Genomic DNA, 14,380 nt, shown 5'->3' with positions numbered 1-14,380 from the left:
AAGCCTAAGTAGGAGGATCGGCGAAGGCAAGCGCCCCCGCTGGCCCCGCCGGATCTCGGTCTGGTTCTACGTCCCCCTCGGTCCCCGGAGGCCCATCTTGGACGCAACCGACGCCGCCACCACCGCGACTCCCTTCTCCACGCTCATCCGTGTCGCCACGCTGGAGAAGCACACCGAGGTGAACACCTCGACGTTCATGAGCGACCTGCTGGGCAAGCGCTACGGGGTGGAGGCGTACGCGCGCTACACGGAACAGCTCTGGTTCGTGTACCGGGCCCTGGAGAGCGCCGCCGGGATCCTGGAGCGGGATCCGGTCGCCGGACCCTTCATCCGGCCCGAGCTGATGCGCACCGACGCCCTGGAGCGCGACCTGACGCATCTGCGCGGTGCCAAATGGCACGAGGGTCTTGAGCCGCTGCCGGCCACCGCCGCGTACGCCGCGAGGATCACCGAGTGCGCCCGCACCTGGCCCGGCGGCTATGTCGCCCACCACTACACCCGCTATCTCGGGGATCTCTCCGGCGGCCAGGTCGTGCGCGACATCGCGGAGAAGACCTGGGGCTTCGCGCGCAAGGGTGACGGCGTCCGGTTCTACGTCTTCGAGGAGATCGCCAACCCGGCGGCGTTCAAGCGCGCCTACCGCGAGCTGCTGGACGCGCTGCCGGTGGACGACCTGGAGAAGCAGCGCATCGCCGACGAGTGCAAGCGGGCGTTCGATCTCAACGGGGCCGTGTTCAGCGAGCTGGGCGGCGAGTTCCCCCTCAGCGCGTAACGGAGTTCAGCGTTCAGCGGGGCGGGAGCAGCCGGACGCGTCCGCCGATCTCGATCCAGCCGTCAGGGCCGGGGGCCGTGAGGATCTGCGACCCCCGGCCCTGTGTGATGTTCAGCGCGCGGCCCAGCTCGGCGGTGAGGAGCAGGGCCGCCGCGCCCGTCGCCTCGTCCTCCATGATGCCGTCGTCACGGCGCGGGAAGCCCCGCGCCCTGACCCGGCCGGCCGACTCGTCCTCCCAGGCCCACGCGTAGAGCCAGCCCTCGCCCGGCGGCGGGGCGGGGAGCGCGTCGACCTCGGCGACCGTGTCGTAGCGGCGCAGGATGCGCGGCGGGGACCATTCGGGGCGCACCGTGATCCAGGTGAACTCGCCGTCCTGGCGCACCCACACCTCACCGACGGGCGGGTTGACGACCTCCAGGTCGAGCAGCCAGGCGGCCCCGACGAGCGGGTACCCGGCGAACAGCAGCCGCAGGCCGGGCGTGTAGATGTCCACGTTGCCGCGTTCGGGGTCGTCCACGAACACGGTCTCGCTGAAGCCGAGTTGGGCGGCGAGCGCCTGCCGGGACGTCTCGTCGGGGTAGTTTCTCCCCTCCCGTACGACGCCGAGCGGGTTGCCGTACCGGCCGTCGCCCGCGCAGAAGACACTCAGTACTTCGATGTCGCCGCTGCCGATGTCGTTCACGCTGGCATTGAAGCATCACGTGCACCGGGCGGCTGACGGGGCAGGGCCGTACCGCGATCTCCGTGCGGTACGGCCCTGCTTTCCCTGCCTTGGTCAACTCACCTGTCAGACCTCGACCTCGCCGGTGGCCGCGCTACGGCGCCGGGCGATGAAGACCGCCGCCGCGCCGGCGACGGCCAGCGCGCCGCCCGCGCCCAACAGCGCGCCGGCCGGGACCTCGGCGCCGGTGCTCGCGAGGCTGCCCGTGCCACCGGCGGAGCCGCCGACAGAGCCGCCGCCCGCCGTGCCGGTGGTGCCGCCCGTACCGCCCGTACCGCCGGAGGCGCCCGAACCGCCCGTACCGCCCGGAAGTTGGCCGTCCTTCGTAAGAGAGACGGCCGCCGTGACGGCGTCGAGCGTGTCGCCCTCCTTGTACATGCCGCCGAACGCCTTCGTGCCGTCCGCCGTGAGCGAGGCGGGCACGGCGTTCAGCGCGACGACGCCGTCCTTGGCCGTCAGCTCACCGGCCGGCAGATCGAGCGTGGCGATGGTCAGGTCCTTGAAGGTGGAGACCTTGTGGGTCGTTCGGTCCTTGGTGCTGACGTCCGCGACAAGCGTGCCCTTGCCGTTCCCGACCTCGGCCTCCAGACCACTGAGCTTGAGGTCGAGCACGTACGAGCCCGCCTCCTCGTGGCCCAGGAAGCGGACCGATCCCTCGAACTCGGCGGACAGGGTCTGCGCGTCCGCGTCGAAGGAGCCGGTGGCCTTCGGGAAGCGGTACGCCTCGCCCGACCGGGTGGCGCCGGCCGCGAGTTCGACCTTGCCGTTGGCGATGGGGCCCGTCACATACGTACGGAAGCTGTCCTTGACGCCCCAGTCGAGATTGCCGTCGACGATCGCGCCGTCCACGCCGGCCGGCGTCGTCGGTTCGTCGGTCGGCTTGTCGGTCGGTTCGTCGGTCGGCTTGTCCGTGGGCTCATCGGTGGGTTCGTCCGTGGGTTCGTCGGTCGGCTCATCGGTCGGCTCGTCCGTAGGCTCGTCCGTGGGGGCCTTTCCCGCCGTTACGGTGAGCGTCGCCGGGTCCAGCTCGGCGCCCGCCGCGTAGAAGCCCGCGAACGCCTCGGAGCCCGCGGCCGTCAGCTTGGCGGGGATGTCCTTGAAGACCATCGCGCCGTTGGCGCCCTGCCCCGGCTTGACCGCCGTCAGGTCGAGATCGGCGATCGAGACGTCGTCACGCGTCTGGGGCTTGCCCTCGGTGACGCTGGTGACGTCGGCGGTGATCTCCCCGTCCGCGCGGCCGGTGTTGACCTTCACATCGCTCAACTTGATGTCGAGTACGCCGTGATGGCCCTCGAAGTGAACGCTTCCCTTGAAGGTGGTCGCGGTCGCGTGGGTGCCGGTGTCGTAGGTGCCCTTGCCGTCCGTGAAGGTGAACACGCCGTTGCCGGCGGCCTGGGTGGCACCGTCGGCGGCCGTGATCTTCCCGGCGGCGACGGGCGAGAGCAGGTACTTACGGAAGGACTCCTTGAAGCCCCACTCCAGGGTGCCGTCCTTCAGTTCGAGCTGCGGAGCGGCGGGCGCCGCCGGGGCGGCCGGGGCGGATCCGGCCGCGAGCGCCGGGACGGCGAACGCGGTCGCGCCGATGGCCAGGACGGTGGCGACCGCTGCGGCAAGGGCTATGGGACGACGGGTGGTTGGCATGTTCGGGGGTCTCCTCGGGGGATGGAATGCGCGAACGGAACGGGGGGTGGGGAGGGGGAAGGAAAGTCAGGAGTTACGGCGCCGCACGCCGACGTACACCGCGAGCGCGGCGGCCAGCAGCACAGCGGCGCCGATGCCCACGTACGTCAGGGCGTTGGAGGACGACGAGGACGAGGAAGCAGTGGCGGCAGTGGCGGCCTTGTCCGGTTCGGAGGCGGCCTTCGGCTCGGCGGAGGCGTCGACGTCACTGCCCAGATCGGGCAGCGCGGGCAGCTTCGCCTTCTTGTCGACGGCGACGGCGAGCGAGACGGGGTCCATCACCGTGCCCGCCTTGTACATGGACCCGAAGGCTTCGGCACCGGCCTCGGTCAGCGTCGCGGGGGCCTCGGTGAGTGCGGCGAGACCGTTCCTCGGCGTGAAGTCCCCGGCGGCGAAGGTCACCAGCGGGACCGCCTTGCCCGGCGCCCGCCCCTCGCTCGCGACGTCGGCGGTCAGGGTGCCCTTCCCGCCCTTGACCTGAACACCGATCCGACTGAGCGTCAGATCCAGTTCACTTCCGGTGAAGTGCACGCTGCCCGCGAAGTCCGCGTCGAGCGTGCGCTTCTTCGCGTCGTAGGTGCCCTCGCCCTTCGGGAAGCGGAACAGCGCGCCGCCGTCCTGGGCCCCGTCGCCGAGCGTCCAGCGGCCCTTGGCGATGGAGCCGGTGACGTACTCCCGGAAGGTACGGCGTACGCCCCAGTCCACGGCCGCGTCCTGGAGTGCGCCCTTGGTTGCCTGCTCGTCCTCGCCGGCCGGTTTCTCGGCGGGCTCTTTCGACGGCTTCTTCGGCGGCTCCTTCGCGGCGGCCACGTCCACGGAGAGGCTGACGGGGTCGAGCGGTGTGCCCGCCGCGTAATACCCGGCGAAGGCGGTGGCGCCCTGCCCGGTGAGCGTCGCGGGGACGTTGCTGAGGGCCACCGGGCTGCCACCGCCCCTCATGTCGATCCCGCCGAGATCGAGCGTGGCGAGCGGGACTTGCGACGACGTGGTGACCTTGCCGCTCCCCTTGGCCTTGCCGGCCATGTCGGCGTGCACGGTCCCCCGGCCGCCGGAGATACGGACCGTGGGACGGCTGATGGTGAGGTCCAGCTCGTGCGATCCGTCGGCCTTGGTGTGGCCGACGAAGCGGACGCCGCCGCTGAATCCGGCGCGCGTCGCGCCGCTGTCGGGGTCGTACGTCCCCGAGGCGGAGTGGAACCGGAACTGGCTGCCGCCCACGGTGGCCGCGCCCCCGCTCAGGCTCCAACTGCCGCCCGCCACCGGGCCGGTGACATAGCTCTGGAAGGACGACTTGATCCCCCAGTCGAGCCTGCCACCCTGCACGGCGCGGTCCGCCGCGTGGGCCGTGGCCGCCGGGAGCAGGGCCCCCAGGAGCCCGGCGAGGAGCGCGACAGCGAGAGCGCGCACCGGTCTGGACGACAGCATCAGAAGTTCACTCCCACGGTGGAGACGGAGACACAGACAGGGCGGAGGCGGCCCACGGGCACGCCGATGAAGCCCGGTTGAGAGGGGCACCCCGGGCCTGGTCAATAAGGTAAGGCTAACCTAAGCTATCTCCAGCCTGGCCGGAACCCTTCCGTCCGTGACGGCTCAAACGGAATCCACCCAGGGCTCCACTGACGACAGGGACGGTGCACTGCGTGCGCACTCAACGCCTGGCGGGCGCAGTCATCTCGCTACTGACTCTCGCCCTGACCGCCACCGGCTGCGGCGAAAGCGGAAGCCGAAGCGAAAGCGGAAACGGAAACGGAAACGGAAGCGGAAGCAGCGGGACGGCGAAGGACGCCGGAACGAGCGTCACCGCCGACCGCGTCGAGCCGCTGGCCACCGTCCCCGAGCCGAGACTCCCGGTCACCGTGGACTCCGCCGACGGCACGGAGGTCACCGTCACCTCCGCCGACCGCCTCGTGCCCCTGACCGGATCGCTCAACGAGATCGTCTTCACCCTCGGCCTCGGCAAGCGCGTCGTGGCCCGCGACATCACCGCCACCTTCGAACAGGCGGAGAAATTGCCCGTGGTGACCCGCGCGCACGACGTCTCGGCCGAGAGCGTCCTGTCCCTGCGGCCGACGCTCGTCATCGCCGAGACGACCACCGGACCGGCGGAGGCCGTCGACCAGATACGCGACGCCGGCATCCCGCTCCTCGTGGTCGAACCGGCGAAGGGCCTGGACGACGTCGGCAGGCGCATCGCGACAGTCGCGCACGCCCTGGGCGTCGACGCGGCGGGCGACGAGCTGAGCGCCCGTACGGCCGAGCGGATCGCCGCCGTACAGAAACGGATCCCGGCACCCGAAGACGGCGAGAAGCCGCGCGTCGCCTTCCTCTATCTGCGCGGCTCGGCGTCCGTCTATCTGCTCGGTGGCCGTGATTCGGGGGCGAGTTCACTGCTCGAGGCGGCCGGTGCCGTCGACGCGGGCAAGGAGTCCGGCCTGGCCAAGGACTTCACCGCGATCACCAGCGAGGCACTGGCGAAGGCGGCGCCCGACGCGATTCTGCTGATGAGCAAGGGACTTGAGTCGGTGGGCGGTCCGGACGGTCTGGTGGAGATCCCGGGCGTGGCCGAGACGCCCGCCGGTCTCGACCGCAGATTCGTCTCCGTGGACGACGGCGTGCTGCTCAACTACGGGCCCCGTACGGACCAGGTGCTCGCGTCCCTGGTCGAGCAGCTCTACCCGGACGGCGCGTGACATGACGGCGAGTGACATGACGGCGACCGCACCCACCGTCCCCACCCCGCCGCAGGGCCGGCCGCCTTCCGAGGTCGCGCCCAAGGAGCCTCAACGACGCCGCGACACCTGGCTGTTGACCGCCGGGCTCCTCGGCGTACTGCTCCTGCTCTGTCTGCTCTCCGCCGGGCTCGGCGCGTACGACATCCCGCTCGGCGACGTCCTGTCCTCCGTCCGACACCGGATCGGCCTCGGCGGCGCCGCGCTCGACCGGGTCCCCGAGAGCGTCCTGTGGAACGTGCGGCTGCCGCGCGTCGTCCTCGCGCTGCTCGTCGGCGCCTCGCTGGGCTGCGCGGGCGCCCTGATGCAGGGCGTGTTCGGCAATCCGCTCGCCGAACCGGGAGTCATCGGCATCTCGGCGGGCGCGGCGGTCGGCGCCGTCGCGTCGATCGCGCTCGGTCTGAGCTTCCTCGGCAACTGGACGGTCACGGTCTGCGCGTTCGTCTCCGGGCTGCTGACGGTGCTGCTGGTGTACGCGATGTCCCGCTCCGGCGGCCGTACGGAGGTGGTCACGCTCATCCTCACCGGCATCGCGGTGAACGCCTTCGCGGGCGCGCTCATCGGGCTGTCCATCTTCTTCGCCGACAACGCGCAGATCAGCCAGATCACCTTCTGGCAGCTCGGCTCGCTGGCGCAGGCGACCTGGCCCAAGGTGCTCGCCGTACTGCCGTGCGCGCTCCTCGGTCTGGCCGTCGCGCCCTTCTACGCACGGAAGTTGGACCTCCTGGCGCTGGGCGAACGGCCGGCCGGTCATCTGGGCGTCGATGTCGAACGGCTCCGTGTCGTCCTCGTCCTGGTGGTCGCGCTGCTGACGGCCGCCGCCGTGGCGGTGGCCGGGATCATCACGTTCGTCGGCCTGCTTGTCCCGCATCTGCTGCGGATGGCGAACGGCCCCGGCCACCGCTTCCTGGTACCGGGCAGCGCGCTCGGAGGCGCGCTGGTCCTGGTCGCGGGCGACCTCGCGGCCCGTACGGTGGCGGCCCCGGCCGAGCTGCCGCTCGGCGTCCTGACGGCGCTGTTCGGCAGTCCGTTCTTCTTCTGGTTGCTGCGCAGGACGCGGCGCAGGCAAGGCGGTTGGGCATGAGAAGCGTCGCCCTCGGCCGGGGGTCCGGGGGTTGTCCCCCGGGAAAGCACAGTTGGTTGCTGCGCAGGACGCGGCGCAGGCAAGGGGGTTGGGCATGAGAGGCGTCACGGTGTTCCGGAGCCTGTTCGCCGTACGGAGCCGGGAGGTGCCCGCGCCCGTCGCCCACGGCGGTGTCGTCGCCGAGGTCCGAGGGCTGCGCGTACGGCTCGGGCAGCGCGACGTCCTCGGCGGTTGCTCCGGCTCCGGAGTGGACCTCGTCGTACGCGCCGGTGAGGTTCTGGCGCTCGTCGGGCCCAACGGGGCGGGCAAGTCGACGCTCCTGGCCGCACTCGCCGCCGACCTGACCGCCGAGAACGGCGAGATACGGATCGCGGACCGCCTCGCCCACGACTGGTCCGCGCCCGAACTCGCCCTGCGCCGCGCCGTGTTGCCGCAGGCCGCCACGCTCTCCTTCCCCTTCCCGGTGGAGGACGTCGTACGGATGGGCCGCGCCCCGTGGGCGGGCACGGCGTACGAGGAGGACGACGACGCGGCCGTGGCCGAGGCGATGGCGGCGACCGAGGTCGGCGAATTCGCGCACCGCCCGTTCTCCGCGCTCTCCGGCGGCGAACGCGCCCGCGTCGCGCTCGCCCGGGTCCTCGCCCAGCGCGCCCCGCTGCTCCTGCTCGACGAGCCGACCGCCGCACTCGACCTGCGCCACCAGGAGTTGGTGCTGCGCGTCTGCCGGGCCCGTGCGGCGGCCGGTGACGCCGTCGTCGTCGTCCTGCACGATCTCGGGCTGGCCGCCGCGCACGCCGACCGGGCAGCCGTGCTGCACGAGGGACACCTCGTGGCGGACGGCCCGCCGGCCGAGGTGTTCGACGGCCAACTGCTCAGCCGGGTCTACCGGCAGCCCGTCGAGGTCTTCCCGCACCCGCGTACCGGGACCCCGCTCGTGATTCCCAGGCGGACCGGTAGGGTTCGGACGGTCAGTGGGGGACACGGAGCAGAAGGCGACCGATGAGAAGGCCGATTCGGGCAGCGGCGGGGCTGGCGATGGTGACGGTGATGTCGCTGGTCGCGAGTGGGTGTATGACGGTCCACGGTGAACTGGCGGTGCTTCCGGGCGCGAAGAAGTCCGAGGCGGCCCAGGCGCTCGCGGATTTCACCGAGGCGTACAACAAGGCGGACAAGGCGTACGACCCGGGGCTGGACGCCGGGCGGGTCACCGGTGCGCTGGGCGCGATCAACCAGGCCGGACTCAAGGCCAGAAGCATCACGAGCCCGGACGGCAACGACGGGCACCAGCCGCTGGAGTTGACGGACGCGAAGTTCCTCATCCCCAAGAAGGCGGGCTGGCCACGCTGGTTCGTCGCCGACACCGACAGCAACCGCGACGAGGACGACGGCCCCGGTGACAACCGCTGGGTACTGGTCTTCGTACGCAACGGCGCGGATCAGTTGTGGGAGGTCGCCTATCTCGCGATCCTCACGCCGGACGAGATCCCGGAGTTCAAGACCGACAAGGACGGCTACGTCGAACCGGTGGCGGCGGACGACGGGTCGCCGGCGGTGGCTCCCGGGGATCTGAGCACCGAGTACGCCTCGTATCTGAAGAACGGCGAGCCGAAGCACTTCGCGCCGGGGCCGCACACCGACGAGTGGCGCGACATCCGCGCGAAGAACGCCAAGCTGCCCGGCCTGACCATCCAGTACATCGATCAGCCCCTGGACTCCGGGGACTTCGCGCCTCTCGGGCTCGCCACGAAGGACGGCGGCGCGCTGGTCTTCTTCGCGATCAAGTACTTCGACCGGGAGACGGCGGCGCGCGGTTACACCCCGAAGGTGTCCGCCGATGTGAAGGCGCTGATGACCGGTGAGGTGAAGGACACCCTCACCAAGGAGTGGGTGTCGAGCCAGGCGGCGCTGGTGAAGCCGGACGGGGCCGGCGGTGACCAGGTGAACGTGGTGAGCAGGCTGCAAGGGGTGATAGGGGCCGAAGGCTCCTGACCACCCCTCGCGGACGGTCCCGGCGTACGCGCACTGTCCTGCCGTACTGCCCTGCCGTACGCGGACGGTCCCGGCGCGCGGCCGGGACGACCGGGACCGGTCAGCGGCCGAGCGGCCAGGCCACCGGGTGCGGGTCCAGCTCGTGGTTCTCCCCCGCGTACCGCGCGCACGCGTCCGTCAGCGATTCCAGCAGCGTCAGCGGGTCGGGCAGCGGGTGTTCGGGGCCGCGCAGCCAGGTCATCGACAGTTCGCCGGGCAGTCTGGCCGGCGGTACGAGGACGTAACTGCCCCGGCAGTGCCAGCGGAAGCCCGGATGCTCGTCCATCGTCTCGGGGTGGCAGTCCAGTTCACAGGGCCACCACTCGTCCTCGTCCTCGGGCGTGCCGCGGGTGGCGGTGAAGAAGAGCATCCGGTCGCCGCCGGAGTCGGCCACCGGGCCGACGTCGATACCCGCGCCGAGCAGCCGCTCCAGCGCCCTGCTGCCCGCCTCCAGCGGCACGTCCAGGACGTCGTGGACCATGCCGGTCGCCGTGATGAAGTTGGCCTCGGGCTGGTTCCTGGCCCAGCGCTCGATCTGCGCCTCGTCGGTCGTGGACTGCGTCTGCCAGGCGAACGAGACGGGATGCCTGGCGGGGGTGGGACAGCCGATGCGTTCGCACGAACATCGGTAGCCGATGGGATGTGCGGCGGGCGAGATGGGCATACCGGCGGCGGCTACGGCGAGGAGCAGTGCCTCGCGGGCGTCGGCGTCCGTGGCGGCCCGCGAGCCGTCGTCGTGCTTCCCGGCGAGTCGGCGCAGCCACTGGGAAACCTTGCCCTCAGTGCCGCGGTAGCGGCCGAAATCGTCGCCCATCTATCCCCTCACCTCATGCATCGGCCCTCTCGGACACTTCCATGTTCGCACCATCCTGCGCTTCGGGGGGCCGCACTCCTCAACCGGGGTGGGGAGGCGGATGCCGATCACCGGGCACTATCACATGCCATTTCGGGAAATAGCCCACCGATGTGGTCGATGAGGAGCGGTGGTGTGGGACACATTCACCGGATCCGAATCTGGTCTGGGCCAAGTCGGGCCACATCCGGACGAGGCCGGGACGGGCCCCGGGTCTCGATACGGCACTCAGTGCCGCGGAGCCAGCCCGTTCAGCGCGTAGTCGACCAGCGAGTCCGCGTAGGCGTGCGTGAGCGGCAGCGTCCGCAGCAGCCAGCGGTGCAGGATCGGGCCGGTCAGCAGCTCCATCGCGGTGCGCGGGTCGATGTCGCCGCGTACGGTCCCCGCCTCCTGGGCGGCGCGCAGCCTCCGTACATAGAGCGCGGCCTGCGGCTCCAGCAGCTTCTCCGCGTACTGGGCGCCGATCCGCGCGTCCACGATGCCCTCGGCGGCGAGCGCGCGGGCCGGGGCCTCGAAGGCCGGATCGTTCAGCTCGTCGACCGTGGCGCGCAGCACCGCCTTGAGGTCCGCCGCCAGATCGCCCGTGTCGGGGATCTCGTAGTCGCCGCCGGCGTCGCGCGCGGCTTCGGCGGCCTGTTCACCGAGGTCGAGGAAGGCTTCGAGGAGTACGGCGCCCTTCGAGGGCCACCAGCGGTAGATCGTCTGCTTGCCGACGCCCGCGCGGGCCGCGATGCCCTCGATCGTCGTCTTCGCGTAGCCGGCCTCGCCGACCAGCGACAGGGCGGCGGCGTAGATCGCGCGGCGTGACTTCTCACTGCGGCGGGTGGAGTCCGGTGCCTTGCTCTCGGCCATGGCGCCAGCCTACCAGCGAAGCGAGACGCACCGTCTCGCCCTGCTGGGGCCAGGTGTCCATCGCGTGAACCACCCGATCGGATCACTGCGCGAACGGCCCGCGCGGCGGACCATGGGCTCAGCGCACACACCCCGTGCGCCCCCATCGTTCGTGAGGAGCCCTCGTTGCCTCGTGACGCCTCTCCCCGGCGCTATCTGATGTGCCCACCGGCGCATTTCAGAGTGACGTACTCGATCAACCCATGGATGGATCCGTCGAAACCGGTGGACCTTCCGATGGCTCTCGCGCAGTGGGAGGTGCTCCGCGACCGCTACCGCGCTCTCGGTCACACCGTCTCCCTGCTCGAACCCCAACCCGACCTGCCCGACATGGTGTTCGCCGCCAACGGCGCCACGGTCATCGACGGCCGTGTGCTCGGCGCGCGGTTCGCCTACCCCGAGCGCACGCGGGAGGCCCAGGCGCATCTGGCCTGGTTCCGCGCGCGCGGCTTCACCGACATCCATGAACCGGCGCACATCAACGAGGGCGAGGGCGACTTCGCCGTCACCGCCTCGTACATCCTGGCGGGGCGGGGCTTCAGGTCCAGTCCGCTCTCGCACGACGAGGCACAGGAGTTCTTCGGCCGGCCGGTGATCGGCCTGGATCTGGTCGACCCGCGCTACTACCACCTGGACACGGCGCTGTGTGTCCTGGACGACGCGGCCGACGAAGTCATGTACTACCCCGGCGCGTTCTCGCCCGGCAGCCGGGCCGTACTCGCCCGGCTCTTCCCGGACGCGATCATCGCCGAGGAGCCGGACGCGGCGGCCCTCGGACTCAACGCCGTGAGCGACGGCCGCCATGTGCTGCTCCCACAGGCGGCGGCGGGCCTGTTCGCACCGCTCAGGGACCGGGGTTACGAGCCGATCGCCATGGATCTGGGCGAACTGCTCAAGGGCGGCGGCAGCGTGAAGTGCTGCACGCAGGAGCTACGGCAGGAACAAGAGCTGGACGTACGACGGGAGTTGCTGCTCTCAGCGTGATCGCGGCGGGTGATCACGCGCGTCGTGGGGAGGCCAGGCGTCGCCCCACGACGTGTCCCGCGCCGCGCGGTAGAGCGCACCGTGCCGCTTGGTCACCGTCTCGCGCCGCAGCCCGTCCGTCTCCGTACAGAGGTCGAGCAGCATCTGCCCCTTGCGGGTCTGCGGCTTGCGGGTCACCCGCGCCCGTACCGGCTCCGCGTCGAAGCGCACGGCCGCCACGTAGCTGAACTTCTCGTCCTCGTACGCCAGCGAGCCCCCCTTCACCTGCCGGTGCAGCGAGGACCTGCTGACCCGCGCCGCGAAGTGGCACCAGTCCGTGCCGGGTTCGATGGGGCAGGCGCCGCTGTGCGGGCAGGGCGCCGCCACGCGCAGGCCCGCCCCGATCAGTACGTCGCGGGCCTCGATGACGCGCCGGTAGCCGTCGGGCGTCCCCGGCTCCACGATCACGACGGCCTGTCCGGCGCGCGCCGCCTCGGCGACGAGGGCGCCCCGGTCGCCGTCGGTCAGCTCGTTCAGGACGTACGAGACGGTGACCAGGTCGCACTCGGGCAGACTCAGGCCCGTACCGATCCTGCCGCGGCGCCACTCGACGGCGCGCAGCGCGGGCACCGGTGACTCGGCGGCCAGCTCGCGGCCGAGGGCGAGGGCGGGTTCGGCCCAGTCCAGCACGGTGGTCGTACGCGCGCCGTTCCCCTCCTCTTCCTCCCATGTCGCCTCGGCCGCCCAGACCGCCGCGCCCGTACCGCCGCCCACGTCCACGTGGCTGGCCGGAACCCACCCGGGCGCGGCCACGGCGAGCGCGTCGAGCGCGGACCGTACGGCCTCGAAGGTGGCGGGCATCCGGTACGCGGCGTAGGCGGCCACGTCGGAGCGGTCGCGCAGCAGCGGCGTGCCGGTCGGGGTATCGCCCCGGTAGTTGGCGATCAGCCGCTCGACGGCCCTCGCGGCCTGGCTCGGCGGCAGTCCGTCGAGCAGCCCGGCGAGGGCGGCGCGCAGGGCTTCGGCGGTGGGGAGGGAGGCGTTCACCGCCGAAAGTGTATGCGCCTCGGGCATGGCCGAAACCCGCCCCCAGGACACCTTCAGTACACGGAACGGGGACGGAATCGGGACGGAGCCGAACCTCTGGGGGCACAGACGCGGTTGCTACGCTGACGGCCGTTGCCGCTCCATCGCCACACCGTGCTCGCAAGGGGACCAAGTTGTCGTTTTACCGGGCTCGCGGTCTGGCGCCGATGTCCTTGATGACCAAGCGGCAGAAGATCGTGCGCGTCTCGCTCATCGCCGGGGTGCTGATCCTGGTGATGCTGCTCGTCCTGGCGAGCTGCGGCGGGAGCAAGGACGACGCCAAGCCCGCGAAGCCTGTCGTCAACGCCGGTCCCGAAACCCAGTTGAACGTGCCCGACGGCTACGACACCCGGCGCGGCTGGGAGATCACGGATGTGTCGCCGCAGTACGCGGTGGCGTCCGCGACCGGTCTCGTGGCGTATCTGGCCAAGATCGACGAGAGCCGCTACCAACTGCGCACGCGGTACGCCGAGTCCGGCAAGGCCGGCTGGTCGGGCGAGGCGTGGCGGCCGCTGGCGCCGGTGGACCGCTATCCCCGGCTGCTCTCGGTGACCAAGGGCGACAAGCAGTACTTCGTGACCTGGTCGTACGGGCGGCTCGGCGAGTACGCGGTGGCGTCGGCCGACTCGCTGGTCTCCCTCGACGTGTACGACGCGGCCACCGGTGAGCAGCGGCGGGTCGAGGTCCCCTGGGGGGACGCGCCGACGGTGACCGCCACCGGCCCCGGCATTCTGATCAGCGACGGCAAGGCCGTCAGCGCGGTGGTCGACCCGTCGACGGGCGAGGTGTCCAGGACGGCGCCCGGCTCGCTCGGCTATCCGAAGGACTGCCCGAACTGCGAGAAGCTGACCGAGGTACGCGGAGTGACCTCGAACGGCCTGCTGGTGAGCGGGGCGAAGGAGTTCTGGGTACGGGGCGGCTGGTTCAGCCGGAAGGTCGCGCCGAAGGGCACCGAGCCCAGGTCCGGGGTGCCGGCGTCCGTGTCGTCCGGCCAGGTGCTGGCCAAGTGGCAGATGAAGAAGGGCGCGAAGGACGCCGCCACCCACGAGATGTGGGTGGTGCACTCCCTGGACACCGGCAAGGCCGTGGCGCAGGTGCGGTGCCGTAAGCCCGCGATCGATTCCGGCGCCGAGCCGCAGCTCGTCGCCTCCCCCGACGGCCGCTATCTCATCGCGGGCAGGCTCGCGTTCGATCTGGACGAGAAGACGGGGTACTGCTTCGAGGAGCCGGACGGCACCAAGCCGCTGACGCTGACGTCGGTGGCGGACACGGGTATGGCGTACGGGGCGACGAGCGCCCGTACCGTGACGGACGCCCTGTCCGGCGGCGGCAATCCCGTACAGGTGAATCTCGCCACCGGTGAGCCCGAGCCGCTGGCTCTGAACGTACGGCTGCCGACCGGTGACACCAACGGGATGGGGCTGTTCCGCTGGACGGACGGCAAGGACCGCCCGCGTCTGATCGTCTACGCGCAGCGCGGCGAGAGCTGACCGCCGTCAAGGCCGCTCGAACTCGGCTCGGACTCGGCTCGGACTCGGCTCGGACTCGGCTCGGACTCGGCTCGGACTCGGCT

13 protein-coding genes are annotated in these 14,380 nt (G+C 71.3%); 7 read left to right on the top strand and 6 right to left on the bottom strand.

From position 1 onward, the window contains the following. The first annotated feature begins 97 nt into the window (after positions 1–97). Positions 98–772, top strand: coding sequence for a heme oxygenase (biliverdin-producing) (locus tag OG329_RS31580; RefSeq protein WP_405799790.1), 675 nt, complete (start codon positions 98–100; stop codon positions 770–772). A gap of 13 nt (positions 773–785) precedes the next feature. On the opposite strand, the gene OG329_RS31575 is transcribed toward OG329_RS31580, so the two are convergent. From OG329_RS31575 to OG329_RS31565, 3 genes are all read right to left on the bottom strand, one after another. Then, a complete protein-coding gene (locus OG329_RS31575; protein WP_405799789.1) occupies positions 786–1,454 on the bottom strand; it encodes a PhzF family phenazine biosynthesis protein in 669 nt (222 codons plus the stop codon). 105 nt (positions 1,455–1,559) lie between these two features. Then, complete coding sequence (locus OG329_RS31570) at positions 1,560–3,134, bottom strand: HtaA domain-containing protein (protein ID WP_405799788.1); 1,575 nt, start codon at positions 3,132–3,134, stop codon at positions 1,560–1,562. A gap of 66 nt (positions 3,135–3,200) precedes the next feature. Continuing rightward, a complete protein-coding gene (locus OG329_RS31565; RefSeq protein WP_405799787.1) occupies positions 3,201–4,598 on the bottom strand; it encodes an HtaA domain-containing protein in 1,398 nt (465 codons plus the stop codon). Positions 4,599–4,813: 215 nt separating this feature from the next. On the opposite strand from OG329_RS31565, the gene OG329_RS31560 reads away from it, so the two are divergent. The 4 genes from OG329_RS31560 (at position 4,814) to OG329_RS31545 (ending at position 8,975) form a co-directional block, all read left to right on the top strand. Then, positions 4,814–5,863 (top strand): hemin ABC transporter substrate-binding protein, encoded by a 1,050-nt coding sequence (locus tag OG329_RS31560; protein ID WP_405799786.1) that lies wholly within the window; start codon positions 4,814–4,816, stop codon positions 5,861–5,863. 16 nt (positions 5,864–5,879) lie between these two features. Continuing rightward, positions 5,880–6,986 carry a FecCD family ABC transporter permease gene (locus OG329_RS31555; protein ID WP_405802122.1) on the top strand — a complete coding sequence of 369 codons (1,107 nt, stop codon included), beginning with the start codon at positions 5,880–5,882 and terminating at the stop codon, positions 6,984–6,986. Positions 6,987–7,080: 94 nt separating this feature from the next. After that, positions 7,081–7,989 carry a heme ABC transporter ATP-binding protein gene (locus OG329_RS31550; RefSeq protein WP_405799785.1) on the top strand — a complete coding sequence of 303 codons (909 nt, stop codon included), beginning with the start codon at positions 7,081–7,083 and terminating at the stop codon, positions 7,987–7,989. After that, positions 7,986–8,975 (top strand): hypothetical protein, encoded by a 990-nt coding sequence (locus OG329_RS31545; RefSeq protein ID WP_405799784.1) that lies wholly within the window; start codon positions 7,986–7,988, stop codon positions 8,973–8,975. The genes OG329_RS31550 and OG329_RS31545 overlap by 4 nt, the downstream gene beginning before the upstream one ends. Positions 8,976–9,075: 100 nt before the next feature. Here the strand turns inward: OG329_RS31545 and OG329_RS31540 are convergent, their stop codons facing one another. Together OG329_RS31540 and OG329_RS31535 are read right to left on the bottom strand one after the other, a co-directional pair. Continuing rightward, positions 9,076–9,828: a bifunctional DNA primase/polymerase gene (locus tag OG329_RS31540; RefSeq protein WP_405799783.1), complete on the bottom strand. Its 753-nt coding sequence runs from the start codon at positions 9,826–9,828 to the stop codon at positions 9,076–9,078. Between the two features lie 267 nt (positions 9,829–10,095). Beyond that, positions 10,096–10,719, bottom strand: coding sequence for a TetR/AcrR family transcriptional regulator (locus tag OG329_RS31535; protein WP_405799782.1), 624 nt, complete (start codon positions 10,717–10,719; stop codon positions 10,096–10,098). 165 nt (positions 10,720–10,884) lie between these two features. Here OG329_RS31535 and ddaH point away from each other — a divergent pair, with 165 nt between their 5' ends. Further along, positions 10,885–11,742 (top strand): dimethylargininase, encoded by an 858-nt coding sequence (ddaH, locus tag OG329_RS31530; RefSeq protein ID WP_405799781.1) that lies wholly within the window; start codon positions 10,885–10,887, stop codon positions 11,740–11,742. On the opposite strand, the gene OG329_RS31525 is transcribed toward ddaH, so the two are convergent. Further along, the gene (locus OG329_RS31525; RefSeq protein ID WP_405799780.1) at positions 11,734–12,768 is read right to left on the bottom strand and encodes a small ribosomal subunit Rsm22 family protein; all 1,035 of its coding nucleotides are present in this window, start codon (positions 12,766–12,768) and stop codon (positions 11,734–11,736) included. The genes ddaH and OG329_RS31525 overlap by 9 nt on opposite strands. 215 nt (positions 12,769–12,983) lie before the next feature. On the opposite strand from OG329_RS31525, the gene OG329_RS31520 reads away from it, so the two are divergent. Then, on the top strand, positions 12,984–14,297 hold the full coding sequence (locus OG329_RS31520) for a hypothetical protein (RefSeq protein ID WP_405799779.1): 1,314 nt from the start codon (positions 12,984–12,986) through the stop codon (positions 14,295–14,297). The last annotated feature ends 83 nt before the right edge of the window (positions 14,298–14,380 follow it).

This window comes from Streptomyces sp. NBC_01506, from assembly GCF_045040295.1.
GTDB lineage: Bacteria > Actinomycetota > Actinomycetes > Streptomycetales > Streptomycetaceae > Streptomyces.
The sequence above is the reverse complement of the archived record's forward strand: the minus strand, read 5'-3'. Positions and strand labels throughout refer to the sequence as shown.

Coding starts and splice junctions, on each gene's coding strand:
- OG329_RS31570 (WP_405799788.1), bottom strand. CDS start 3,134: ATGCCAACCACCCGTCGTCCCATAGCCCTTGCCGCAGCGGTCGCCACC.
- OG329_RS31565 (WP_405799787.1), bottom strand. CDS start 4,598: ATGCTGTCGTCCAGACCGGTGCGCGCTCTCGCTGTCGCGCTCCTCGCC.
- OG329_RS31555 (WP_405802122.1), top strand. CDS start 5,880: ATGACGGCGACCGCACCCACCGTCCCCACCCCGCCGCAGGGCCGGCCG.
- OG329_RS31550 (WP_405799785.1), top strand. CDS start 7,081: ATGAGAGGCGTCACGGTGTTCCGGAGCCTGTTCGCCGTACGGAGCCGG.
- OG329_RS31545 (WP_405799784.1), top strand. CDS start 7,986: ATGAGAAGGCCGATTCGGGCAGCGGCGGGGCTGGCGATGGTGACGGTG.
- OG329_RS31540 (WP_405799783.1), bottom strand. CDS start 9,828: ATGGGCGACGATTTCGGCCGCTACCGCGGCACTGAGGGCAAGGTTTCC.
- OG329_RS31535 (WP_405799782.1), bottom strand. CDS start 10,719: ATGGCCGAGAGCAAGGCACCGGACTCCACCCGCCGCAGTGAGAAGTCA.
- OG329_RS31520 (WP_405799779.1), top strand. CDS start 12,984: ATGACCAAGCGGCAGAAGATCGTGCGCGTCTCGCTCATCGCCGGGGTG.